Origin of the sequence: Streptacidiphilus fuscans, assembly GCF_015690355.1 — a bacterium.
Taxonomy (GTDB): Bacteria; Actinomycetota; Actinomycetes; order Streptomycetales; family Streptomycetaceae; genus Streptacidiphilus; species Streptacidiphilus fuscans.
Map to the genome: position 1 here is coordinate 222,984 of NZ_JADPRT010000004.1, position 23,223 is coordinate 246,206.

Sequence of the window (23,223 nt, forward strand, 5' to 3'; positions counted from 1 at the left end):
TGCGGCTCAGCGTGGCGCGGACGTGGTCAAACCGAGTTGTCGGACTCGGTCGGGTAACGTTCCGTCCACGGCGCCGCCGATGGGCACGCTGGTTCGATTCGCCGCTGACGCCTTCTGGACCGGGCGTCGCTGAATCCGAGGGGATGCATGACCGACCAGGGCCGGGGCTACGGCTCCGAACCGTGGGGCCAGGGTGGCCCCTACGGGGACCAGGGCGGCTATCCGCCGCAGGCGCCGTATCCGTACGGACAGCAGACCGGGCAGCCACAGCACCCCCAGCAGCCGTATCCCTACGGTCAGCAGCAGCACGGTCAACCACAGGGCCAGCAGTACCAGGGCCAGCACGGTCAGCACGGTCAGCAGCACGGCCAACAGCCGTACCCGCAGCAGCAGATGCCGCCGCAGGCTCCGCAGGCCCAGCACCCGCAGCAGGGCTGGCCGCAGGATCCTTACGGCACCGGCCAGCAGCCGGTCTACAACCACCCGCCGCAGGCGCCGTACCCCCAGCAGCCGCAGCAGCATCCGTACCCGTACGGCCAGCAGCAGTCCGGCCAACAGATCGGCCAGCCGCAGCAGCCGGGGCAGCAGCCGATGCAGCCCGGGCAGCCGCAGTACCGGCCGCGTCCGCAGGCGCAGCAGGTCCCGAGCGTTCCGCCCAGCCCGCAGGGCCCGCAGCCGTCGGGTCCCGGCCCGGACGGGATCGACTGGGTGGCCGAGGCCGCCCGGCTGGAGGCCGACGGGGATCTCGACCTGTACGGGCACGAGGACGGCTACGCGGACGACCACGGCGACGGCTACGGCGGGGACGACGGTCACCGCGGTCGACGCAGCGACGAGGACGTCTTCGTCGAGGAGACGGAGGAGGGCGAGGAGGGGTACGTCCCGTTCCTCTCCGAGTCCGACGACAGCCGCAGCGGTCGCCGCAAGGACGCGGAGCGGGGCCGCAGCGAGCGCAAGCGCAGCGGCATGACCTGCCTCGGCCTGTCCGTGGTGCTGGTCGCCTGCCTCGGCGCCGGTGGTTACTTCGGCTACCAGTACTACGAGTCGCACTTCGGCCCGCCGCCGGACTACGCCGGCAACGGCACCAGCACCCAGGTCCAGGTGCAGATCCCGGACGGCGCCACCGGCGACGTCATGGCGCAGGTGCTGGTCCAGGCCGGTGTGGTGGAGAGCAGCAAGGCGTTCACCAACGCGTACAACGCCAACAACAAGTCGGTCTCCATCCAGCCCGGCTACTACGAGCTGAAATCGCACATGTCCGCCGCCGCGGCCGTGCAGCTGCTGATCGACCAGGCGGGCGGCAACTCGCTGGTGATCCCCGAGGGCAAGACCTCCAAGTACATCTACGCCAGGATCGACCAGGCCCTCAAGCTCACGCCGGGGACCACGGCGGGCGTCGCCAAGGCGGACGCCAGCCAGCTCGGCCTGCCGTCGGAGGCGCACAACAACCCCGAGGGCTTCCTCTGGCCGACCCGCTACTCGATCGCCACCGGTATGAAGCCGCTGGACCTGCTCAAGCAGATGGTGGCCAACACCAACAGCGAGATCCAGAAGCTCTCGCTCGACACGGCGGGCAAGTCGCAGAACCTCAACGACGCCTACGCGGTGCTGACCGAGGCCAGCATCCTGCAGGCCGAGGGCAACAACGTCGGGGACTTCGGCAAGATTGCCCGGGTCCTCTACAACCGCCTGAACACCAACGCGACCAACGGCTATCTGGAGCTCGACACCCCGCTGCAGTACTTCCTGGGCAGCACCACCTTCACCAACGCCCAGAAGGACGGCATCACCAACGGCTACAACACCTACAAGTCCAAGGGCCTGCCGCCCACGCCGATCAGCAACCCGGGCGAGGCGGCGATCAACTCGGTACTGAGCCCGACGCCGGGTCAGTGGGTGTACTTCGTGGCCGTCGACTCGACCGACACCAAGTTCGCGGTCACCTGGAGCGACTTCCTGAACGACGTCCAGCTCTACTGCGCCAACCACGGGCAGAACGTCAACCGCTCGACGGGACAGTGCCAGTGACCGACAGCAGGCGGGCCGCCGTGCTCGGCAGCCCAATCGCGCACTCACTCTCGCCGGTGCTGCACAACGCCGGGTACGAGGCGCTGGGGCTGGCGGAGCGGTGGCACTACGACCGGTTCGAGGTCGACGAGGCGGGCCTGCCCGACTTCCTCGGCACGCTCGACGTGGCGGGCGAGGGGTGGGCCGGTCTCTCGCTGACCATGCCGCTCAAGCGGGCGGTCATCCCGCTGCTGGACGAGGTCGGCCAGGTCGCGTTGGCGGTCGACGCGGTCAACACCCTCGTCTTCCATCCGGACGGCCGTCGCACCGGCGACAACACGGACGTCCCCGGGCTGGTCGCCGCGCTGCGCGAGCGCGACGTCACCCGGGTCCGCAGCGCGGCCGTACTCGGTGCCGGGGCCACGGCGTCCTCGGCGCTGGCCGCGCTTGCACAGGTGTGCGACGGCCCGGTGCTCGCCTTCGTGCGCGGTCCCGAGCGGGCGGCGCAGATGCGGGCGCTCGGCGAGCGGCTCGGCGTCGACGTGGTCCCACAGGAGTGGGACCGGGCGGCCGAGGCCTTCGACGCGGAGCTGGTCGTCTCCACCACGCCGGTCGGCGCGACCGACTCCCTGGCCGAGGCGCTGTCGGCGGCTCCCCGGGAGGGTCTCGGCGCGTTGTTCGACGTGCTCTACCACCCGTGGCCGACGGCGCTGGCCGCCGCCTGGCAGCAGCAGGGCGGCGTGGTGCTCGGCGGGCTCGACCTGCTGGTGCACCAGGCGGTGCTGCAGTTCCGGATGTTCACCGGCCTCGCGGACGCCGACGTGGTCGGCGCGATGCGCGTCGCCGGGGAGGCCGCACTCTCGGCCGGCGTCTGACCCCGCCGTCCGACCCCGCCGTCCGACCGCGGCGCGGGCCGGCGTCAACGTCCGTCCCGTGGACCGTCCCATGAGCCGTCCCACGGACTGGTCAGTTCGTGGGACGGATTCTGCTCCAGCGTGTCCGACATGGGAGGATCGCGACAGAGGCAGTTTCGGGATCTGAAGGAGCACACCCTTGGGAACGCTGCGCTGGCTGACGGCCGGGGAGTCGCACGGCCCCGCACTTGTCGCGACGCTGGAGGGTCTGCCCGCCGGAGTCCCCGTCACCACCGAGATCGTCGCCGACGCCCTCGCGCGTCGCCGTCTCGGTTACGGCCGCGGTGCGCGGATGAAGTTCGAGCAGGACGTGGTGACCTTCCTCGGTGGTGTCCGCCACGGTCAGACGCTCGGCTCGCCGGTCGCCGTCATGGTCGGCAACACCGAGTGGCCGAAGTGGGAGCAGGTCATGTCGGCCGACCCGGTCGACCCGGAGATCCTCGCCGGTCTGGCCCGCAACGAGCCGCTGACCCGCCCGCGTCCCGGTCACGCCGACCTGGCGGGCATGCAGAAGTACTCGCTGGACGAGGCCCGGCCGATCCTGGAGCGCGCCAGCGCCCGTGAGACCGCGGCCCGGGTCGCGCTCGGCGCGGTCGCCCGCTCGTACCTGAAGGAGACCTGCGGGATCGAGATTGTCTCGCACGTCGTCGAGCTGGGCGCGGCCAAGGCCCCGGCCGGTGTGGTCCCGCTCCCCGCCGACGAGGCGCGGCTGGACGAGGACCCGGTGCGCTGCCTGGACGCGGACGCGTCGAAGCGGATGGTCGCGGAGATCGACCAGGCCCACAAGGACGGCGACACGCTCGGCGGCGTGGTCGAGGTGCTGGCCTACGGCGTCCCGGTCGGCCTGGGCTCGCACGTGCACTGGGACCGTCGCCTCGACGCGCGGCTGGCCGCGGCCCTGATGGGCATTCAGGCGATCAAGGGCGTCGAGGTCGGCGACGGCTTCGAGCTGGCCCGGATCCCCGGCTCGCAGGCCCACGACGAGATCCTGGCAACCCCCGACGGCGTGCGGCGCGCGTCCGGCCGCTCCGGCGGCACCGAGGGCGGGCTCAGCACCGGCGAGCTGCTGCGCGTCCGCGCCGCGATGAAGCCGATCGCCACCGTGCCGCGCGCGCTGGCCACCATCGACACCCGCACCGGCGAGGCGGCCAAGGCGCACCACCAGCGCTCCGACGTCTGCGCCGTCCCGGCGGCGGGCATCGTCGCCGAGGCGATGGTCGCGCTGGTCCTGGCGGACGCGGTCAACGAGAAGTTCGGCGGCGACAACGTCAGCGAGACCCGCCGCAACGTCCAGGGCTACCTCGACCACCTGGTCGTCAAGTGAGCCAACCGGTAGCCATCCTGGTCGGCCCGCCCGGCGCGGGGAAGTCCTCGGTCGGCGAGCTGCTGGCCGCGCGCCTCGGCGTCGGCTTCCGGGACACGGACGCGGACGTCGTCGCGACAGCGGGCAGGCCGATCGCGGACATCTTCGTCGACGAGGGCGAGCCGCGCTTCCGCGAGCTGGAGGCGGAGGCGGTCCGCACCGCCGTCGCCGACCACACGGGCGTGCTGGCCCTCGGCGGCGGCGCGGTGATGCGCCCGGAGACCGAGGAACTGCTGCACGGCCTGCCCGTGGTCTTCCTCGACGTGGCGCTGACGGACGCCGTCAAGCGGGTCGGCCTCGACGCGCCGCGTCCGCTGCTGGTCGGCAGTCCGCGTGCGCGCTGGCGTGAACTGATGGAACAGCGCCGCCCCGTGTACACGCGCGTGGCCCGGGTCGTGGTCGACACGGCCGGGTTGACGCCGGATCAGGTCGCGGACGCGGTTGTGGACGCACTGGAGTTGAAGAGGGCCATGAGCGGCGAGCTGAGGAGCAGCGAAGCGGAGCCGAAGCGGAGCGCGGAGGGACAGGCATGAGCGAGCGTCAGACTGGGACATCTGAGGGCGGTTCCCGCCAGGACGTCACCCGCATCCGTGTCGGCGCGAGCGGGGGCAGTGAGGCCTACGACGTGCTGATCGGCCGTCAACTGCTGGGCGAGCTGCCCGGGTTGATCGGCACCGCCGCGCAACGCGTCGCCGTGATCCACCCCGAGGCGCTGGCGGCGACCGGCGAGGCCATCCGCGACGACCTGGCCGAGCAGGGCTACGAGGCCATCGCGCTCCAGGTCCCGAACGCGGAGGAGGCCAAGTCGGCCGAGGTCGCCGCGTACTGCTGGTCCGTGCTCGCGCAGACCGGCTTCACCCGCACCGACGTCGTCGTCGGCATCGGCGGCGGCGCGACCACCGACCTGGCCGGATTCGTGGCCGCGACCTGGCTGCGCGGTGTGCGCTGGGTCGCCATGCCGACCACGCTGCTGGGCATGGTCGACGCGGCGGTCGGCGGCAAGACCGGCATCAACATCGCCGAGGGCAAGAACCTCGTCGGCTCCTTCCACCCCCCGGCGGGCGTGCTGGCGGACCTGGACACGCTGGAGAGCCTGCCCAAGCACGACTACATCAGCGGGCTGGCCGAGGTCATCAAGACCGGCTTCATCGCCGACCCGGTCATCCTCGACCTGATCGAGGCCGACCCGGAGGGCGCCAAAACGCCTGCCGGGCCGCACACGGCCGAGCTGATCGAGCGGTCCGTCAAGGTCAAGGCCGAGGTCGTCTCGGGCGATCTGCGCGAGTCCGGGCTGCGGGAGATCCTCAACTACGGCCACACGCTGGGCCACGCCATCGAGCGCAACGAGCGCTACAAGTGGCGTCACGGCGCCGCGGTCAGCGTCGGCATGGTCTTCGCTGCCGAACTCGGCCGCCTCGCGGGCCGGTTGGACGACGCCACGGCCGACCGCCACAAGGCGGTGCTGGCCTCGGTCGGCCTGCCGCTGACTTACCGGGCGGACGCCTGGCCCAAGTTGCTCGACGCGATGAAGGTCGACAAGAAGTCCCGCGCGGACCGGCTGCGGTTCATCGTCCTCGACGGCCTGGGCAAGCCGACCGTGCTGGAGGCCCCGGACCCGACGCTGCTGGTCGCCGCGTACGCGGAGGTCGGCGTCTGATGCAGCGAGTTCTGGTCCTGAACGGCCCGAACCTGGGCCGGTTGGGCTCACGTGAGCCGGACGTCTACGGGTCCACCTCGTACACGGGACTGGTCGGGCGCTGCACCGAGCTCGGCGCGGAGCTGGGCTTCGACGTCGAGGTGCGGGAGACCAACGACGAGGGCGAGATGATCCGCTGGCTGCACGAGGCGGCCGACGGCAAGCTGCCCGTCGTCATCAACCCCGGTGCGTTCACGCACTATTCGTACGGCATGCGGGACGCGGCGGCGCAGCGCACCGCGCCGTTGATCGAGGTCCACATCTCCAACCCGCATGCGCGGGAGGAGTTCCGGCACACCTCGGTGATCTCCGCGGTCGCCAGCGGGACCATCGCCGGCTTCGGCATCGGCTCGTACGAACTGGCGCTGCGCGCGCTCGCGGCAGACTACTGAACAGGTCAATCAGCTGATCAGGCACTGTACCGGGGGTCGGCGCGTTGTATCGTCGTCCCCCGGGAGGTGACCGGATGTCAGAGAGCCAGGGGTACTACCCGGGCAGTCTGCCGCCGTCCTCGGACTCCGGCCCGCCCCGGGCCACGCTGCAGTTGCGCGCGCTGCCGGAGTCCGCGGCGATCGGCCAGACCGGGCAGTTCGTGGTGCCCTCGCCACCGCCGGTGGCGGCGTCGGCGGGAGGGCCGCTCTCGCTGCTGCTGATCGGCCCGGCGGGCGCGGGCAAGACCTCCGTCGCCCGCTACTGGGCGGAACGGCGGGCCACCCCGACCGCGCACATCAGCCTGGACGACGTCCGCGAGTGGGTCCGCGCGGGCTTCGCCAGCCCGACGGCCGGTTGGAACGACCAGGCGGAGGCGCAGTACCGCCTGGCCCGCCGCACGTGCGGCTTCGCCGCGCGGAACTATCTCGCCAACGGCTTCTCCGTCGTCATCGACGACGCGGTCTTCCCCGACCAACCCGCCGTCGGCCTCGGCGGCTGGCGCCGCCATGTCGGCCCCCAACTCCTCGCCGTCGTCCTGCTGCCGGGCCTGGACGTCGTCCTGGCCCGCAACGCGCAGCGGAGCGGGCACCGTCGCCTGCCCGACGAGCAGGTGGCCGTGATCCACGGCCGCATGTCCGGGTGGTACGGCAGCGGCCTGCCGATCATCGACAACTCCCGCATGGACATTGCGCAGACGGCTGCCGCCTTGGACCACGCAGTCCAGAGCGCGCTCCGCGGCGGGCGGTAGATCTTTCGGCATAAAGGACGTTGCACTCACCCCAGGGGCGCGGGGAACTGCGCGAGCAACCACCCTGTGCGGATGGCCCTGCGCGCTTGGTGCTTACCCACGTGGGATGGGGGTCCCCCCGGCCGGAGGTTGGGGGATTGTCGCGCAGTTCCCCGCGCCCCTGGAGGTGCAACCACTTGCGGGAGCGTCGGTGACCTGTCGCGCCCACGCGGCAGAGCCGCAAATCAGCACAGCCCCGCGCCCCTGAAGGTGCAGCTACCTGCGGTAGCGAAGCGCTCTTCCAACGAGCGGGGTGCCGTCGGCGAACATAGCCTCGGAGCATGGCTGACGTGTACGGAGAGCGACGGGAGCGCCTGCGGGCGCGCTGCAGCGCCGCTGGTGTGGACGCCGCGTTGGTGACCGCGCCGTCGAACGTCCGGTGGCTGACCGGGGTGCCGTCGGCGGAGGCCCTGCTGTTGACGCGCGACCACGCGCTCCTCGCGGTGGCGCATCCGCTCCGGGACCGGGACGACGCGTGCGACGAGCTGCTCGTGCCGCCCGGACAGGACCCCGCCGTCGTCGTCGCGTCCACCGCGCAGGTGGAGGCGCTGGGCGTGGAGGAGCACGACCTCACCGTCACCCGCCACCGCGCCGTCGCCGACGCCGCGCCCCGCGCGCAACTGCGCGACCTGCACCACAGCGTGGAGCAGCTGCGGGTGGTCAAGGACGAGCAGGAGCTGAACTGCCTGCGGGTCGCGGGTGAGATCGCCGACCAGGCCCTCGGCGAGCTGCTGGAGTCGATCCTGGTCGGCCGCAGCGAGCGCCACCTGGCGATGGAGCTGGAGCGGCGGATGGTCGACCACGGCGCGGACGGACCGGCGTTCCCGGTCCGCGTCGGGACCGGCGACCACGCCGGACGGCTGCGGCATCTGCCGGGCGACCGGCGGGTCGAGGAGGGCGACTTCATCACCGTCTCGCTCGGCGCCTGCTACCGCGGCTACCGCGCGTCCGCCGCACGGACCTTCGTGGTCGGCCTCGCCCCGCAGGAGTGGCAGATAGAACTGCACGGGCTGGTCTTCACCGCTCAGCGCGCCGCGCGCGAGGCGTTGGTGCTCGGGGGCTCGCTGGACGACTGCGCGCAGGCCGCGCGCCGCGTGCTGGAGGCGTCCGGTCACCCGGAGGTGCTGGCCGAGGGAGTCGGTCACGGGGTGGGTCTTGACGTCGAGGAGGAGCCACGCCTGGGGTCATTGGATCTGTGGCCTGGCGAGTTCGGTAAACTTGAGAACCGTGTGCCGGTCACGGTCGGACTGGGAGTGACACTCCCGGGTCGCGGCGGTGTCCGGATCGAGGACACGCTCGTCGTCCGTCCTTCCGAGGACGGGGGCGCCGAGCTGCTCACCATCACGACCAAGGAGCTCCTCGCCCTGTGATCCCTTCGGGGGTCCGTGGACACGGTGACTTGGTTCCTTGACAACGCTGACAAGCGAAATCCAGAAGTTAGGGCGACTGTGGCTTCCACCAACGACCTCAAGAACGGCATGGTGCTCAAGCTCGACAACGACCAGCTGTGGTCCGTCGTCGAGTTCCAGCACGTCAAGCCCGGCAAGGGCCCGGCGTTCGTGCGCACCAAGCTCAAGCACGTGCTGTCCGGCAAGGTCGTCGACAAGACCTTCAACGCCGGCGTGAAGGTCGAGACGGCCAACGTCGACAAGCGCACGATGCAGTTCTCCTACAAGGACGGCGAGCAGTTCGTGTTCATGGACATGGACACCTACGAGCAGACGCACGTCGACCCCAAGGTCGTCGGCGACGCCTCCAAGTTCCTGCTCGAGGGCTTCGACGCGGTCGTCGCGATCCACGACGGCGCCCCGCTCTACATCGAGCTCCCGGCCGCCGTCGAGCTGGTCGTCACCTTCACCGAGCCGGGCCTCCAGGGCGACCGCTCCACCGGTGGCACCAAGCCCGCGACGCTGGAGACGGGCGCCGAGGTCGGCGTCCCGCTCTTCATCAACCAGGGTGAGAAGATCAAGGTCGACACCCGCACCGGTGACTACCTCGGCCGGGTGAACTCCTAACCGTGGCCACCGCGCGTAACAAGGCCCGGACCAAGGCCTTCCAGATCATCTTCGAGGCTGACCACCGGGGCGTCATGCCCACGCTGGTCCTCGCCGAGTGGGTGGCGCGCGCCCGCACCGGGGAGGAGGGCGTGCCGCAGGTTCCGGAGTACACCCGGGACCTGGTCGAGGGCTACGGCCGCCACGCGGCCCGGATCGACGACCTGCTGTCCACCTATGCGGTGGGCTGGACGCTCGACCGGATGCCGATCGTGGACCGCAACGTGCTCCGCCTCGGCGCGTACGAGCTCATCTGGGAGGACTCGGTCCCGGACCCGGTGGTCCTGGACGAGTTCGTCGAGATCGCCAAGGACTTCTCCACGGACGAGTCCCCCTCCTTCGTCAACGGGCTGCTGGCCCGGCTGATGGAGCTGAAGCCCTCGCTCCGCGCCCAGCAGCGCGACTGAGCGCACCGAGCGCTCGGAGCCAGGCGGCTTCGCGAAGACGTCGGCGCCCTGCCGCCCCGGAAACGGGGAGCGGCAGGGCGCTTTCGTCTGTTTTGGCGCGTTCTGCCATTTGCACTGTGTCACCAGCAGTGACAGTTCTGTTACAGAGGGTGCGCATAGGAAGATCGCCGGCGGGGAGGACGAGGAGCAGTACCACCCCTCGTTCACCCTCGGAGGCTCCCATGGCCAGGCATGCTCGTCCCGTCCGGCAGGCTCGTCCCAGCGGCCCCCGACCTGTGCAGTGCCCGCCCGTCCGGGTGGTGACCCCGCGCGACCGCCGCCGTTGCGGTTCGGCCGCGGACTCGGCGCTGCCGACGCCGACTGCGTCCCAGATGCAGGCGCAGGCACCAACGGACCGGCCGACGATGCTCGGACTGGTCACCAATCGGGGCGACTTCGAGGAGCTGCGGGTCGAGGGGCGCACCGCCTACGAGACCTTCGGCGAGTACCTGCACGACATCGAGGGGCTCATGGCCGAGTTGAAGGTTGACTGCGTCGAGACGCACGCGCGGGCCTTCTCGCCGGAGGACTTCGAGGCGTACTGCACGCGCGAGGGTCTGCCGGCCGGGGAGGGCGACAGTCACCTGGCCTACATCGCCGACCCGGCGGGCGAGGAGGAGTGGGTCCGCTGGACCGGCGAGCCGCTCGCGGAGTTCCTGCTGCGCGTCGAGCGCGCCCACGAGCGTGGCCAGGTCCGGCGGATGCTGGAGCGGATGCTCGGGGAGACCGCGGAGGCCGCGCTGACTGGCGTCTTTCCCGAGCAGTTGCTGCGGATCGCCTACGCCCACGGCGCGGAGGCGTTGCGCGGGTTCCTGCTCGCCGCGGGGGAGGGGGCGTTCACCGTTGCCTGCGGTCTGTTCGCCCAGGAGGAGCCGGTGACCGCGTGGGCCGATCTGTGGATGGAGCCGGACGGTGTGCTGCGGATCGAGGAGGAGGATCTGGACCTGCTCTGCGAGGTCCTCTGTGTCGGCCACGCGCTGAACCTGCCCGGCGTGGTCACCCTCTCCGGTGTGAGCGCGCAGCGGGGCGAAGTCGGCTGGGAGTGGACCTTCGACGGGCAGGCCTACTGCCGGACCTGAGCTGAGCGGCTGAAAGCGCGCATTGCGTGGACCATTGTCGGGCTCAATGCCGTGTGACATAGTATTGACGTGCCTACAGGCCTTCGCTACGACGTGGTCGTGATCGGCGCCGGGATGATCGGCGCCGCGTGCGCGGACGCGCTGGCTGCGGATCCCCGCATGCGCGTCGCGGTGGTGGATCGCGGGCCGGTCGCCGGGGGGACGACCGGAGCTGGTGAGGGCAACCTGCTGGTCTCGGACAAGACGCCCGGTCCGGAGCTCGATCTCGCGCTCGCCAGTGCCCGCCTGTGGCGTGGGCTCGCCGACCAGCTCGGGGCACGAGCAGTGGAGTACGAGCCCAAGGGCGGCCTGGTGGTCGCCTCGGACGCCCAGGCGCTCGGCGCGCTGCGGGAGTTGGCCGAGGGGCAGCGGAAGGCGGGTGTGGCGGCCGAGTCGGTCCCCGCCGAACGCCTGCGCGAGCTCGAACCGCAGCTAGCGCCGGAGCTGGCCGGAGGCGTCCACTATCCGCAGGACGCCCAGGTGCAGCCCGCCCTCGCGGCGGCGACGCTGCTCCGCCGCGCACGCCACACCGGCAGGGTCGACCTGCTGACGGGAACCGAGGTGCTCGGCCTGAGTACGGGACGCGTGCTGACGGACCGTCATGGCACGCTGCACTGCGACGCGGTGGTCAACGCCGCAGGGACGTGGGGCGGCGAGGTCGCGGCGTTGGCAGGATCCGTGCTGCCCGTCCGGCCGCGACGCGGATTCGTCCTGGTCACCGAGCCGCTGCCGCCGCTGGTGCGGCACAAGGTCTACGCGGCGGACTACGTCGCGGACGTGGCCAGCGGATCGGCCGGGCTGGAGAGTTCGGCGGTCGTCGAGGGCACGGCGGCGGGCCCGGTGCTGATCGGCGCGACCCGGGAGCGGGTCGGCTTCGACCGACTGCTCTCCGTGCCCGCGCTGGCTCGCCTGGCCGCGCAGGCGACCGCGCTCTTCCCAGCCCTCGCCTCGGTGCGGGCGATCCGCGCCTACCGGGGCTTCCGGCCGTACCTCCCCGACCATCTTCCCGCCATCGGGCGCGACGCGGTCCATCCCTGGCTCTTCCACGCCTGCGGTCACGAGGGCGCGGGCATCGGGCTCGCCCCCGCGACCGGCCTGCTGATCGCCCAACTCGTCCGTGGCGAGACCCCGTTCCTCGACCCGTCGCCCTTCGACCCCGCCAGGTTCGCGAAGTTCCCTCAGTTCCCTCAGTTCGCCGAGCCGCAGCACGAGGAGCAGCCGTGAGCCGTACCCCACCCGGCCCCTTCGACCTCGTCCGGGCCAGGCCCGAGGCTGCCTTCGACTTCAGCTTCGACGGCGAGCCCGTCTCCGCCCGGCCCGGGCAGACCGTGGCGGCGGCGCTGTGGCAGTCCGGCCGCCTGGCCTGGCGGTCGACCCGCGACGGCGAGCGCCCGCGTGGTGCGTTCTGCGGCATGGGCGTCTGCTTCGACTGCCTGGTCGAACTGGACGGCGTGCCGAACGTCCGCGCCTGCCTGGCTCCGGCCCGCCCCGGCGCGCAAGTGCGGACGCAGCGACGGGACGGTCATGCCGACCTCGTCTGAGCGTGCCGAACACGCCGACCGTGCTGCCGCCGAGTTCGATCTCGCCGTGATCGGTGCGGGTCCGGCCGGGTTGGCCGGAGCCGTGGCGGCGGCCGAACGCGGGCTTCGCGTCGCGCTGGTGGACGCCGCGCCGCAGCCGGGCGGGCAGTTCTACCGCCAGCCCGCCGCCGAACTCCACGCCGAACGGCCACAGGCCCTGCACCACGGGTGGGCTGCCTTCGCGGCGTTGCTGCGACGACTCGAACTGGTTGCGGAGCCAGTCGGGCGGTTCGCGGACCACCATGTCTGGTCCGTCGTCCCGACACCGGACGGACGATGGCGGATCCATGTGCTCACCGGCCCTGACCAGCGCCGGGCGCGGGCTCTGACCGCCCGTCATCTTCTCTTCGCCACCGGCGCGCACGAACGTCAGTTGCCCTTCCCGGGCTGGACGCTGCCCGGCGTCGTCGCGGCCGGGGGAGCGCAGGCGATGCTCAAGTCCGCCCTGGTGCTGCCGGGGCGCCGCGTCGTGGTCGCCGGAAGCGGGCCGCTGCTGCTGGCCGTGGCCGCGTCGCTGGTCAAGGCCGGGGCACGGGTGCCGCTGGTGGCCGAGGCGGCCGACTACCTCGGCTACGCCTCCGGGGCCCGGGTTCTGGCCGCCAACCCCGGCAAGCTGCTTGAGGGAGGGCAGCATGCCGCCGTGCTGGCCCGACACCGGGTGGCGCTGCGCACCCGCACGGCGGTCGTCGCCGCGCACGGCGGCGACCGCGTGGAGTCGGTGACGCTGGCGCGGCTCGACCGCGACTGGCGGCCGATCCCGGGCACGGAGCGGCGTGTCGCGTGCGATGCCGTGGCGGTCGGGCACGGGCTGGTTCCGCAGCTGGAGCTTCCGCTCGAACTCGGCTGCCGCACGGTCCGGTCGCCGGACGGCGCCGCCGCACTGGAGGTCGACGCCCGGCAGCGCACCAGCGTCCCCGGCATCTGGGCCGCCGGTGAGACCACCGGCGTCGGCGGCGTGCAGTTGGCGCTCGTCGAAGGCGGGTTGGCGGGCCGGGCCGTCGCGGGCGACAGCGCTGTGCCCGCCGCGCTGCTCCGCCGCCGCGCCCGGCTGCGGGAGTTCGCCGAGCTGATGGCCGTCCGCCATGCCCCGGGCCCCGGTTGGCCCGCCTGGCTCGACGACGACACCGAGGTCTGCCGTTGCGAGGAAGTGACGGCAGGTCAGATCCGTTCGTCGGTCGCCGAGCTGGGCGCAGGGGACCAGCGGACCGTGAAACTGCTGACGCGGGCCGGAATGGGCTGGTGCCAGGGACGGATGTGCGGACCCGCCGTCTCCCGGCTCTGCGCGTCGTACGCCGGTGGCGGTGGGTCCGAGGCCGCCGAACCGTCCTACGCCGACGGGCTGTTGACCCGCCCGCTCGCCGTCCCCGTCCCGCTCGGTCTGTTGGCCGAGTCCGCCACAGAGCCGCCCACCCGAGGAGCTGACGAATGACCCCCGCCCCTGATGCGGCCCCTGCTGCCGCCTCCGACGACCGCCGGGCGCCCTGGCACGGCATCATGGTCGCCACCGCGCTCCCCTTCCGCGAGGACGGGTCCGTCGACTACGACGCCTACGCCCGGCACGTGTGCTTCCTGCTCGACAACGGCTGCGACGGCGTCGTCCCCAACGGATCGCTCGGCGAGTACCAGACGCTGACCGACGAGGAGCGGGCCCAGGTGGTCCGGGTCGCCGTCGAGGCCGCCGGGGACGGCCGCCGGGTGATGCCCGGCACCGCCGCGTACGGCGGCGCCGAGTCGCGCCGCTGGGCGGAGCAGGCGGCAGCGGCAGGCGCCGGATCGGTGCTCCAACTGCCCCCGAACGCCTACCGCGCGGACCGTGAGGCCGTGCTCGCGCACTACGCCGAGGTCGCCCGGGCCGGCCTGCCCGTCGTCGCCTACAACAACCCGCACGACACCCGTGTCGACCTCGTCCCTTCGCTGCTGGCCGAGTTGCACGCCGCAGGGAGCATCGTGGCGGTCAAGGAGTTCAGCGGCGACGTCCGGCGTGCCTACGAGATCGCCGAACTGGCCCCCGGCCTCGACCTGTTGGTCGGTGCGGACGACGTCCTGCTGGAGCTGGCCCTGGCCGGTGCCGTCGGCTGGATCGCCGGTTACCCGAACGCGCTGCCGCGCGCCTGCGCGGAGCTGTACCGCGCGGCGGTGGCCGGGGACCTGGCCGTCGCCCTGCCGCGCTACCGCACGCTGCACCCGTTGCTGCGCTGGGACTCGAAGACCGAGTTCGTCCAGGCCATCAAGCTCTCCATGGACCTGGCCGGTCGAAACGGCGGCCCGTGCCGCGCCCCGCGCGCCCCGCTGACCGGCACGACGCGGGACGCGGTGACCCGCGCCACGGAGAAGGTCCTCGCCGAGGGACTGCGGTAGAAGGGAAGGCCCGTGAAAACCCGTCAGATCTACCACGCCGTCGACTCCCACACCGAGGGCATGCCCACCCGCGTCGTCACCGGCGGCGTCGGCGTGATCCCGGGTGCGACGATGGCCGAGCGCAGGGCGTACTTCGCCGAGCATCTGGACCACGTGCGGACCCTGCTCATGTACGAACCGCGCGGGCACTCCGCGATGAGCGGGGCGATCCTGCAGCCGCCGACGCGGGCGGACGCCGACTACGGAGTGCTGTTCATCGAGGTGTCCGGCCTGCTGCCGATGTGCGGGCACGGGACCATCGGGGTGGCGACCGTGCTGGTGGAGACGGGGATGGTGCCCGTCGTGGAGCCGGTGACGACCGTCCGGCTGGACACGCCCGCCGGGCTGGTCGTGGTGGACGTGGCCGTCGAGGACGGCTCGGTGACCTCGGTGACGCTGCGCAACGTGCCCGCGTTCGCGGAGCGGCTGGACGCCACCGTCGTGGTCCCCGGCTTCGGGGAGATCCGCTACGACCTCGCCTTCGGCGGCAACTTCTATGCGATCGTCGAACTCGACGCCTACGGGCTGCCGTTCGACCGGGCGGCCAAGGAGGAGATCCTGCGCGCGGGGCTGGCCACCATGGCTGCCGTCAACGCGGCGGACGAGCCCGTCCATCCGGAGGACAAGCGCATCCACGGCGTGCACCACGTCTACCTCGCCGCGCCCGGGTCCGACGCGGGCCACTCGCGCCACGCGATGGCCATCCACCCCGGCTGGTTCGACCGCTCGCCCTGCGGCACCGGGACGTCCGCGCGGATGGCCCAGCTGCACGCGCGCGGGGAACTCGCGGTGGGGGCGGAGTTCCGCAACGAGTCCTTCATCGGGACGCAGTTCGTCGGCCGGCTGGTGGGGGAGACGACGGTGGCCGGGCGACCGGCGGTGGTGCCGACGGTCACCGGGCGGGCCTGGATCACGGGCACGGCACAGTACTTCCTGGACCCCGCAGACCCCTTCCCCGCCGGGTTCCTGCTCTGACGCATGCGGGCAGAACCACCTGTGTGACGCACGCGTGGCAGGTGTCACGTGATGGTGCAGGATGATGTTGCACAGGAATTCGCGTGAGAGGTACGACGGTGACGACGGAGCCCTTCGACAGCCCGGGCGGCGGGCTGCTCAACCTCCCTGCGGTGCAGGAGCGGCGCAGCCTGCGCGAGCAGGTGACCCACGCGCTGCGCGCCGCGCTGGTGGCCGGGGAGCTCCGTCCCGGGATCGTCTACTCGGCGCCCGTGCTGGCCGCCGAGTTCGGCGTCTCCGCCACGCCGGTCCGTGAGGCGATGCTCGACCTGGCCAAGGAGGGCCTGGTCGAGGTCGTCCGCAACAAGGGCTTCCGCATCGTCGGCCTGACCGAGCAGGACCTGGACGACTTCACCGAGATCCGCGAGCTGATCGAGATCCCGGCCACCGTCCGCGTCGCCCAGACCGCGACCCGGGCGCAGCTCGAACCCCTCCGCGCCCACGCCCGCGACATCGTCACGGCCGCCCGCCAGGGCGACCTGATCGCCTACGTGGACGCCGACCGCCGGTTCCACCTCGGCCTGCTGGCCCTGCACGGCAACCGCCACCTCGTCGACACCGTCCGCGACCTGCGCAGCCGTTCGCGCCTCTACGGGCTGCAAGCCCTGGTCTCGGCAGGGCGGCTGGTCGAGTCGGCGGAGGAGCACGAGCGGCTGCTCGACGCGATGATCGCGGGCGAGGTGAAGGGCGTCGAGGAGTTGATCACCTCCCACCTCGGACACGTCCGCAGGCTCTGGGCGGAAGGCAACTGACGATGCGTCAGGATCCGGTGGCCAGCGTTGCCGCGACCGCGAGCATGGTCGCGGCGACGAGGCCGTCGAGTGCGCGCCAGGAGGCGGGGCGGCGGAAGAAGCCCTCCAGCAGGCGGGCGCCGAAGCCGAGGGCGGCGAACCAGCAGAGGCTGGCGACGACCGCGCCCAGTCCGAACTGCCAGCGCAGCGCGCCGTGCGTGGCCGCGACCGCGCCGAGGAGCAGCACCGTGTCCAGGTAGACGTGCGGATTGAGCCAGGTCATCGCCAGGCAGGTGAGCACGGCCCGGCGGCCCGAGCGGACGGTGGGACCGTTGCCCTCCAGGCCGGACGCGTCGGCAGCGCGGAAGGCGCGCCGCGCCGCCAGGGCGCCGTAGCAGAGCAGGAACGCCACGCCGACTACCCGGACCGCCGTCATCGTCCCCGGCAGCGCCGCGACCACGACGCCCAGCCCGCCCACGCCGCAGGCGATCAGCACCGCGTCGGAGGCCGCGCAGATCGCCACGACGGGCAGCACCGCCTCGCGTCGGATTCCTTGACGCAGGACGAACGCGTTCTGCGCGCCGATGGCGACGATCAACGAGAGGCCGGTGCCGAAGCCTGCGGCGAGAGCGGTGAGCGGTGTTCCCATGACGATCACGCTAGGGGGATGAGTCGCTGCAGGCCAGCTAAAGATTTTTACGTAGCATTAGCGTTCATGAAGTCGGACGTTCCGCCCCTTGCCCCGTCGCAGAGCCGCCTGCCGCACGATCTCGTCCGGACGCTGCTTGCCGTGGTCGACGAAGGGACTTTCGATGCCGCCGCAGCCGCGCTCCACCTCACGCCCTCCGCCGTGAGCCAGCGGATCAAGGCGCTGGAGCAGCGCACCGGCCGGGTCCTGCTCACCCGGACCAAGCCGGTGCGGGTCACCGAGTCCGGGCAGGTGGTGGTCCGCTTCGGCAGGCAGCTGGCCCAGCTCGAAGGGGACGCGCGCAGCGCGCTCGGTCTGGACACGGGGGACGCGCCGCCGCGGCTCGCGATCGCCGTCAACGCGGACTCGCTGGCCACCTGGTTCGTGCCCGCGCTGGGCCGCCTCGACCAGACCCCAGGCGAGCCGGGGGTCACGTTCGACGTGCGCCGGGAGGACGAGGCGCACACCACCGCGCTGCTGCGGGACGGCGAGGTGATGGCCGCCGTCACCTCCACACCCGAGCCGGTCGCGGGCTGTTCGGTGCGCGCGCTCGGGCGGATGCGCTATCTGCCCGTCGCCACCGCCGAGTTCGTCGACACCTGGCTGCGCGGCGACCCGGCCGAGCTGCTCCCGCGCGCGCCGGTCGTCTTCTTCGACCGCCGCGACCAGCTCCAGGAGGCCTTCGCCCGCGAGCTGACCGGAGGCATGGCCGGCGCGGACGGGCCCCGCCACTGGATCCCCTCCAGCGACGGCTACGCGGAGGCGGTCTGCACCGGGCTGGGCTGGGGTCTGCTGCCCGAGGCGCAGGCGCAACCCCGGCTGCGCGACGGTACGTTGAGGCGGATCGTGCCGGGCCTGTCGCGGGACGTCCCGCTCTTCTGGCAGCAGTGGCGACTCGACTCCCCGGCGCTGGCGGTCGTGGCGGAGGCCGTCGCCGCCGAGGCGGCGGAGCAGCTGCACCGCTGACACTCCACGCGCGAGGACGCCTCCGGGAGCGGATGGCTCCGGGAGGCGTCCCGTTCAGTTCAACTGACGATGCGTCATCGTCATGTCGTCGTCGTCATGAGTCGTGCGGCAGCAGCTGGATCAGTCCGGCCAGGACCAGTTCCACCACGACCAGGACCGCCAGTCCCGCCTGGAACGCGTGGCCGTATCCGGCGGGGCCGGCGCTGCCGAGCGCGTCGTAGAAGACGATCCCGAGGAGCGCGATGCCCACCGCGCCGCCGACCTGCTGCAGCGTCGTGATCACCCCGGACGCCGCGCCGACCAGCTGCGGCGTCACGCGGGTCAGCACCGCCGCCGTGATCGGCCCGATCACCAGGCCCATGCCCACGCCGTCGACCACCAGCCCGGGGACCAGCCACACCACCCGCAGCGTCCCGCCCGTGGTCCCGATCTGTTCGGTGCCCGCCCACAGCAGCGCCAGTCCGAGGGCCATCACGACCGCGCCGAGCGCCACCGTCTGGCGGCCGAGCCGCGCCGCGACCAGGTCGGCACGGAGCGAGGTGGCGAAGTAGCCCAGGCCCAGCGCGGTGAAGACGACCCCGGAGGTGAGCGCGTCCAGCCCGCGGCCGACCTGCAGATAGAGCGCGAGGATCAGGAAGAACGACCCCTGCCCGCTCCAGAACAGCAGTTGCGCGACGGCGCCGACGGTGAACGCGCGGCCTCGGAACAGCTCCGGCGGGACCAGGGGCGAGCCCTGCCGCGCGCCCAAGTGCCGCTGGTGTGCGGTGAAGACGGCGAACAGCACCGCGGAGGCGGCCAGCGACAGCCACGTCCACACCGGCCAGCCGGCGCTGCGTCCCTGGATCAGCGGCAGTGCGAGCGTGACCAGGGCGGCGGTGACAAGCACGACGCCGACGTTGTCCAGGCGCGGGCGCTCCGGGGCGCGCGACTCGGGGACGCAGCGGTTCACCAGCGCGACGGTGACCGCGCCGATCGGAAGGTTGATCAGGAAGCAGGCCCGCCAGTCGGTGCCGAACAGGTCGGCCTTGATCAGCACGCCGCCGATCAGCTGCCCGAGCACCGCGCCCAGGCCCATGGTCAGCGCGTACATCGTGATGGCGCGCGCCTGCGCCTTGCCGTGGAACGAGGTACGGATGATGCCCAGCACCTGCGGCCCCATCAGCGCGGCGGCGAGTCCCTGCGCGATGCGTCCGCCGATCAGGAACGCGACGTCGGGGGCCAGCCCACAGGCGGCGGAGGCCAGCGTGAACAGGCCGAGCCCCAGCGCGAAGAGGCGACGGCGTCCCACGATGTCGCCGACCCGTCCGGCCGTGATCAGTCCGGCGGCGAGCGCGAGCGAGTAGCCCGCCACGATCCACTGGATCGCGGCCGGGGAGGCACCGAGATGCCGCTGCATCGACGGGATGGCCACGTTGACGATGAAGAAGTCCAGCGCGGACATGAAGGTCGCGGTCAGCACCACCGGCAGCAGGCCCTTGCGGGCGACGGGTGCCGCGGGCTCGGTGGGTGCAGCCGTAGCGGCGGGGTTCTTGTGCGGGAGGCGTTCGTCCCGGTCGGCCGGGACCCGGATGGCGGTCATCTGCCCTGCTCCAGTGGGTCGGTGCGAGAGGTTCATGGCAAGGGGTGGACCGCGCGGGGGTGTGGGAGCAACCCCGCGCGGGGCCGAGGGGGACGGTTCAGACCGAGGGGACCTTGTCGAGGAAGCCCAGGACCTGGGCGATCCGGCCCTCCGCGTCCACGACCATCACGTCGAAACCGATCACCAGCGGCTCGGCGGCGTCGGCCGGGCCGAGCTCCCAGGTGAAGCGGGCGATGGTGTGGTGCGCGTCGACCGGGCCGCCGAGGCGGAAGCGCAGGCCGGGGAACTGGGTCTGGACCGCAGCCAGCGTCGCGTCGATCGCGTCCCGGCCCTCGGCGACGACCAGCGGGTCGGTGTAGCTGCCGTCCTCCGCCCAGGTCTCGTCGACCAGCTTGCGGCGGGCGGCGGGGTCGGTCTCGTTCCAGGCGGCGATGTAGCGCTCGGCGAGCTCCTGGGCGGTGGTGTTCGCGATGGCGTCCATGGTGGTGCTCCTTCGTCCGTTCGGTGTTCCGGTGTGTCTCGCTGCGTTCTTGCAGGTCAAGACGTTACGGAGAAGACGAGGGCGCCGAATCAGTCGCGCTTAGGTACTTGTCGCACGGACATGCCGGTGGGTGTGTCAGTCGGTGTCGGTAGGGTGCTTGCATGCTGTACGGACGGGGGGCCGAACAGGCCGCCATCGACGAACTGCTGCGCGCCGCCCAGGGGCGGACCAGCGGAGCACTCGTGCTGCGTGGCGAACCGGGTATCGGCAAGACGGCGCTGCTGGAGTACGCCCGAGGCGCGGCCGAGGGCTTCACCGTGCTGCGCACGGCCGGAGTCGAGGCCGAGTCCGAGCTTCCCTTCGCCGCGCTGCAACTGCTGCTCGCGCCCGCGCTGGGTGGCCTTGAGGCCCTGCCCGCGCCTCAACGTTCCGCGTTGGAGCGGGCGTTGGGCCTGGCGGAGCCTGCGGCGGACGCGTCCACGCCGGGCAGTCGGCTGCTGGTCGGCCTCGGCGTGCTCGGGCTGTTGGCCGAACTGGCCGAGGCCGGGCCGGTGCTCTGCCTGGTCGACGACGTCCAGTGGTGCGACGCGGCCTCCGCCGACGCGCTGTTCTTCGCCGCGCGACGCCTCGCGGCAGAAGGTGTGGTCCTGCTGCTGGCGGCGCGCGAGGGAGAGGCCCAGTCGCCCGACGGCACGTCAGGAGTCGCACCGGGCCTGGCCGAACTGCGCCTTTCGGGCCTGGACGACGCGGCGGCGGCGCAGCTGCTCCAGCACAGCGCCCCGGAGACCGACTCCCTGACACGACGTCAACTTCTTGAACTCGCCCACGGCAACCCGCTGGCCCTGCACGAACTCCCCGCCGCCGAGCGGTCCGGCAGCGAGCCGCTGCCGCTCGCCGGGCGGCTCCAGCTTGCGTACCACGGCCAGCTGAGCCGCTTGCCCGCCGCCGCGCAGACGATGCTGCTGGTCGCCGCCGCCGAGGAGACGGGCGAGCTGCCCACGGTCCTGGCCGCCGCCGAGCGCCTGGGCGCCCACGTCGAGGACCTGCAGGCGGCGGAGGAGTCAGCGCTGGTCCGGGTCGAGCCGGGGGAGACGGGCGGACGGCTGGCCTTCCGCCACCCACTGCTGCGGGCGGCGGCGCTCAGTCGCGCGCCACTGGCCCAGCGGCTCGCGGTGCATGCGGCGCTCGCGGAGGCGCTCGCCGACCACGGCACGCCGGTGCGGCGCGCCTGGCATCTGGCCCAGGCGGCCACCGGGCCCGACGAGCCGGTCGCGGCCGAGCTGGAACGGGCCGCCGAGCTGGCGGCCCGTCGCGGCGGCCACGCGGGCGCGGCGTCGGCCTGGGAGCGCGCCTCGCAGCTCAGTCCGGACCCGGCAGAGGCGACGCGCCGACTGGTCCAGGCCGCCGAGTCGGCCACGGAGGCGGGCGAGATCGAGCGGGCCGAGGCGCTGGCCGGGCGCGCCCGCGCCCGTCGCCCCGAGGAGCCGGTGCTGCTGGCGCACCTCATGTTCATCGAGGGCCTCGCCCAGTTCTGGCGCGGTGCGCACGAGCCCGCCCACCAATTGCTGCTCGACACCGCCGAGTTGGTCGCTGCCAGCCATCCCGGCCCGGCGGCCCGGGTGCTGCTCCAGGCCTACGACGTCGCGCGCTGCCTGGACGCCGAGGCTATGCGCACGACCGAGCACCACCTGGCCGCGCTGCCGCTCCCTGACGACGATCCGCTGGCCCCCACCGTCGCCTACCTGCTCGACGCGGTGGCGTCCGACGCGCCCGCGCCCGCCTCGCCGATGCCCGACGTACCCACCCCCGACACCGCCGCCGACGAGGTGAAGGACGGCCGCAGCCTGCCCGCGACGCTCGCACGGGCGCGGTCCGCCGGTGCGATCGTTCCTATCGACCTGATCCAGGCCTGCGCCGCCGCACTGACCGTCGGGCAGGACGCGGACGCGCTCGCCGTGACCGAGCAGGTCGTCGCCGAGGCCCGCGCCGCGGGCGTGCTGGCCGCGCTGCCGCCACTCCTGATCACGCTCGCCGAGAGCGAGCTGTTCCACGGCCGCGCCGACCAGGCGCAGGCCCACGCGGAGGAGGCGCTGGCGCTGGCGACGGACATCCGCCAGGTCCAGTGGGTCGCGCCCGCGCACAGCCTGCTCGCCTACCTGGCCGCGCAGCGCGGCGACGAGGCGGCCTGCCGGGCGGCCCTGCACGCGGCGTCGGCAGAGGCACGCGGCGGCGCCTCCGCGCAGGTCGGCGTGCCGTGGCAGCAGTGGGCCGAGGGCCTGCTCGATCTCGGCCAGGGCCGTGCGGAGGAGGCGCTCGCCTCCCTGGGCGCACTGGTGCGCGGCCCAGACCGGGGCCACGTCAGCGCGCTGCGCGCCGTCCCGGACGCGCTGGAGGCCGCCGTGCGCCTGCGCGAGGGTGAGGCGCTGGCCGAGCCGCTGAGCCGCTTCGAACGCTGGGCCGAGCGCTCCCGGCAGCCCTGGGCGCGTGCGCTGGTGCTGCGTTGTCACGCCCTGCTGGCCCCGGAGGAGTTCGCCGAGCAGCTCTTCCTCGACGCCTTGTCGCTCCACGGCGGCTCCGGCCGTCCCTGGGAGGAGGCCCGCACCGCGCTGCTCTACGGCGAGTGGCTGCGGCGTGCCCGACGCAAATCCGAGGCCCGAACGCCGCTCCGCGCCGCCGCCCGCGCCTTCGACGCCCTGGGCGCGACGCCGTGGGCCGACCGCGCCCGCACCGAGCTCGACGCCTCCGGCGCGGCGTCGGCGGAGCCGCGGACGGTCGGGCCCTTGTCCGGTCTGACGCCGCAGGAGACCCAGATCGTCCGCCTCGCCGCGCAGGGGCTCTCCAACCGGGACATCGCCGCCCAGCTCTTCCTGAGCTCCCGGACGGTCGGCTACCACCTCTACAAGGCCTATCCCAAGCTGGGCGTCGCCTCCCGGGGCGAGCTCGCCGCGCTGGTCTGACTGCCGGGCTGAC

22 protein-coding genes are annotated in these 23,223 nt (G+C 72.7%); 19 read left to right on the forward strand and 3 right to left on the reverse strand.

The genetic code is table 11. The features are described from left to right. The first annotated feature begins 147 nt into the window (after window positions 1-147). The 17 genes from mltG to I2501_RS11710 all read left to right on the forward strand — a co-directional run bounded on the left by mltG (window position 148) and on the right by I2501_RS11710 (window position 16,560). Entirely contained in the window at window positions 148-2,028 is a 1,881-nt protein-coding gene (gene mltG, locus I2501_RS11630; RefSeq protein WP_196193837.1) for an endolytic transglycosylase MltG, read from the forward strand. Further along, on the forward strand, window positions 2,025-2,882 hold the full coding sequence (locus tag I2501_RS11635) for a shikimate dehydrogenase (RefSeq protein ID WP_196193838.1): 858 nt from the start codon (window positions 2,025-2,027) through the stop codon (window positions 2,880-2,882). Before mltG ends, I2501_RS11635 begins: the two co-directional genes overlap by 4 nt. A gap of 178 nt (window positions 2,883-3,060) precedes the next feature. Further along, window positions 3,061-4,245, forward strand: coding sequence for a chorismate synthase (gene aroC, locus I2501_RS11640; RefSeq protein WP_196193839.1), 1,185 nt, complete (start codon window positions 3,061-3,063; stop codon window positions 4,243-4,245). Beyond that, the gene (locus I2501_RS11645) at window positions 4,242-4,817 is read left to right on the forward strand and encodes a shikimate kinase (protein WP_196193840.1); all 576 of its coding nucleotides are present in this window, start codon (window positions 4,242-4,244) and stop codon (window positions 4,815-4,817) included. Before aroC ends, I2501_RS11645 begins: the two co-directional genes overlap by 4 nt. Then, complete coding sequence (gene aroB / locus I2501_RS11650; RefSeq protein ID WP_196193841.1) at window positions 4,814-5,941, forward strand: 3-dehydroquinate synthase; 1,128 nt, start codon at window positions 4,814-4,816, stop codon at window positions 5,939-5,941. Before I2501_RS11645 ends, aroB begins: the two co-directional genes overlap by 4 nt. Continuing rightward, window positions 5,941-6,372 carry a type II 3-dehydroquinate dehydratase gene (gene aroQ, locus I2501_RS11655; RefSeq protein ID WP_196193842.1) on the forward strand — a complete coding sequence of 144 codons (432 nt, stop codon included), beginning with the start codon at window positions 5,941-5,943 and terminating at the stop codon, window positions 6,370-6,372. The genes aroB and aroQ overlap by 1 nt, the downstream gene beginning before the upstream one ends. Before the next feature lie 74 nt (window positions 6,373-6,446). After that, complete coding sequence (locus I2501_RS11660; protein WP_196193843.1) at window positions 6,447-7,160, forward strand: AAA family ATPase; 714 nt, start codon at window positions 6,447-6,449, stop codon at window positions 7,158-7,160. Window positions 7,161-7,480: 320 nt separating this feature from the next. Beyond that, window positions 7,481-8,569, forward strand: coding sequence for a M24 family metallopeptidase (locus tag I2501_RS11665; protein WP_196193844.1), 1,089 nt, complete (start codon window positions 7,481-7,483; stop codon window positions 8,567-8,569). A gap of 78 nt (window positions 8,570-8,647) precedes the next feature. Then, window positions 8,648-9,214, forward strand: a complete 567-nt coding sequence (efp, locus tag I2501_RS11670; RefSeq protein WP_196193845.1) for an elongation factor P — start codon at window positions 8,648-8,650, stop codon at window positions 9,212-9,214. A gap of 2 nt (window positions 9,215-9,216) precedes the next feature. Continuing rightward, window positions 9,217-9,660 carry a transcription antitermination factor NusB gene (gene nusB, locus I2501_RS11675; protein WP_196193846.1) on the forward strand — a complete coding sequence of 148 codons (444 nt, stop codon included), beginning with the start codon at window positions 9,217-9,219 and terminating at the stop codon, window positions 9,658-9,660. Between the two features lie 299 nt (window positions 9,661-9,959). Continuing rightward, complete coding sequence (locus I2501_RS11680) at window positions 9,960-10,778, forward strand: hypothetical protein (RefSeq protein ID WP_196193847.1); 819 nt, start codon at window positions 9,960-9,962, stop codon at window positions 10,776-10,778. 69 nt (window positions 10,779-10,847) lie between these two features. Then, the gene (locus tag I2501_RS11685; protein WP_328806324.1) at window positions 10,848-12,041 is read left to right on the forward strand and encodes an NAD(P)/FAD-dependent oxidoreductase; all 1,194 of its coding nucleotides are present in this window, start codon (window positions 10,848-10,850) and stop codon (window positions 12,039-12,041) included. Further along, a complete protein-coding gene (locus I2501_RS11690; RefSeq protein ID WP_196193848.1) occupies window positions 12,038-12,358 on the forward strand; it encodes a (2Fe-2S)-binding protein in 321 nt (106 codons plus the stop codon). Before I2501_RS11685 ends, I2501_RS11690 begins: the two co-directional genes overlap by 4 nt. Next, the gene (locus I2501_RS11695) at window positions 12,342-13,826 is read left to right on the forward strand and encodes an FAD/NAD(P)-dependent oxidoreductase (protein WP_196193849.1); all 1,485 of its coding nucleotides are present in this window, start codon (window positions 12,342-12,344) and stop codon (window positions 13,824-13,826) included. Before I2501_RS11690 ends, I2501_RS11695 begins: the two co-directional genes overlap by 17 nt. Next, entirely contained in the window at window positions 13,823-14,755 is a 933-nt protein-coding gene (locus I2501_RS11700; RefSeq protein WP_196193850.1) for a dihydrodipicolinate synthase family protein, read from the forward strand. Before I2501_RS11695 ends, I2501_RS11700 begins: the two co-directional genes overlap by 4 nt. Before the next feature lie 12 nt (window positions 14,756-14,767). Beyond that, window positions 14,768-15,769 (forward strand): proline racemase family protein, encoded by a 1,002-nt coding sequence (locus I2501_RS11705; RefSeq protein WP_196193851.1) that lies wholly within the window; start codon window positions 14,768-14,770, stop codon window positions 15,767-15,769. A 134-nt stretch (window positions 15,770-15,903) separates the two neighbouring features. Beyond that, window positions 15,904-16,560, forward strand: coding sequence for a GntR family transcriptional regulator (locus I2501_RS11710; protein ID WP_196194133.1), 657 nt, complete (start codon window positions 15,904-15,906; stop codon window positions 16,558-16,560). 7 nt (window positions 16,561-16,567) lie between these two features. On the opposite strand, the gene I2501_RS11715 is transcribed toward I2501_RS11710, so the two are convergent. Beyond that, window positions 16,568-17,188 (reverse strand): LysE/ArgO family amino acid transporter, encoded by a 621-nt coding sequence (locus I2501_RS11715; RefSeq protein ID WP_196193852.1) that lies wholly within the window; start codon window positions 17,186-17,188, stop codon window positions 16,568-16,570. A gap of 66 nt (window positions 17,189-17,254) precedes the next feature. Between I2501_RS11715 and I2501_RS11720 the strand changes: the two genes are divergently transcribed. Further along, window positions 17,255-18,193: a LysR family transcriptional regulator ArgP gene (locus I2501_RS11720; protein ID WP_196193853.1), complete on the forward strand. Its 939-nt coding sequence runs from the start codon at window positions 17,255-17,257 to the stop codon at window positions 18,191-18,193. A gap of 94 nt (window positions 18,194-18,287) precedes the next feature. Here I2501_RS11720 and I2501_RS11725 read toward each other — a convergent pair whose 3' ends face one another. Then, entirely contained in the window at window positions 18,288-19,772 is a 1,485-nt protein-coding gene (locus I2501_RS11725) for an MFS transporter (protein WP_196193854.1), read from the reverse strand. A 97-nt stretch (window positions 19,773-19,869) separates the two neighbouring features. Next, the gene (locus tag I2501_RS11730) at window positions 19,870-20,253 is read right to left on the reverse strand and encodes a nuclear transport factor 2 family protein (RefSeq protein ID WP_196193855.1); all 384 of its coding nucleotides are present in this window, start codon (window positions 20,251-20,253) and stop codon (window positions 19,870-19,872) included. A 161-nt stretch (window positions 20,254-20,414) separates the two neighbouring features. Here I2501_RS11730 and I2501_RS11735 point away from each other — a divergent pair, with 161 nt between their 5' ends. Beyond that, entirely contained in the window at window positions 20,415-23,210 is a 2,796-nt protein-coding gene (locus I2501_RS11735) for an ATP-binding protein (protein WP_196193856.1), read from the forward strand. Window positions 23,211-23,223 lie beyond the last annotated feature (13 nt).

What these genes read in the sequence shown, in the direction of transcription:
- I2501_RS11660 (WP_196193843.1), top strand. Translation starts at nt 6,447, where the DNA reads ATGTCAGAGAGCCAGGGGTACTACCCGGGCAGTCTGCCGCCGTCCTCG.
- I2501_RS11695 (WP_196193849.1), top strand. Translation starts at nt 12,342, where the DNA reads ATGCCGACCTCGTCTGAGCGTGCCGAACACGCCGACCGTGCTGCCGCC.
- I2501_RS11730 (WP_196193855.1), bottom strand. Translation starts at nt 20,253, where the DNA reads ATGGACGCCATCGCGAACACCACCGCCCAGGAGCTCGCCGAGCGCTAC.
- aroQ (WP_196193842.1), top strand. Translation starts at nt 5,941, where the DNA reads ATGCAGCGAGTTCTGGTCCTGAACGGCCCGAACCTGGGCCGGTTGGGC.
- aroB (WP_196193841.1), top strand. Translation starts at nt 4,814, where the DNA reads ATGAGCGAGCGTCAGACTGGGACATCTGAGGGCGGTTCCCGCCAGGAC.
- I2501_RS11700 (WP_196193850.1), top strand. Translation starts at nt 13,823, where the DNA reads ATGACCCCCGCCCCTGATGCGGCCCCTGCTGCCGCCTCCGACGACCGC.
- I2501_RS11725 (WP_196193854.1), bottom strand. Translation starts at nt 19,772, where the DNA reads ATGACCGCCATCCGGGTCCCGGCCGACCGGGACGAACGCCTCCCGCAC.
- I2501_RS11665 (WP_196193844.1), top strand. Translation starts at nt 7,481, where the DNA reads ATGGCTGACGTGTACGGAGAGCGACGGGAGCGCCTGCGGGCGCGCTGC.
- I2501_RS11720 (WP_196193853.1), top strand. Translation starts at nt 17,255, where the DNA reads ATGAAGTCGGACGTTCCGCCCCTTGCCCCGTCGCAGAGCCGCCTGCCG.
- I2501_RS11735 (WP_196193856.1), top strand. Translation starts at nt 20,415, where the DNA reads ATGCTGTACGGACGGGGGGCCGAACAGGCCGCCATCGACGAACTGCTG.
- mltG (WP_196193837.1), top strand. Translation starts at nt 148, where the DNA reads ATGACCGACCAGGGCCGGGGCTACGGCTCCGAACCGTGGGGCCAGGGT.
- I2501_RS11715 (WP_196193852.1), bottom strand. Translation starts at nt 17,188, where the DNA reads ATGGGAACACCGCTCACCGCTCTCGCCGCAGGCTTCGGCACCGGCCTC.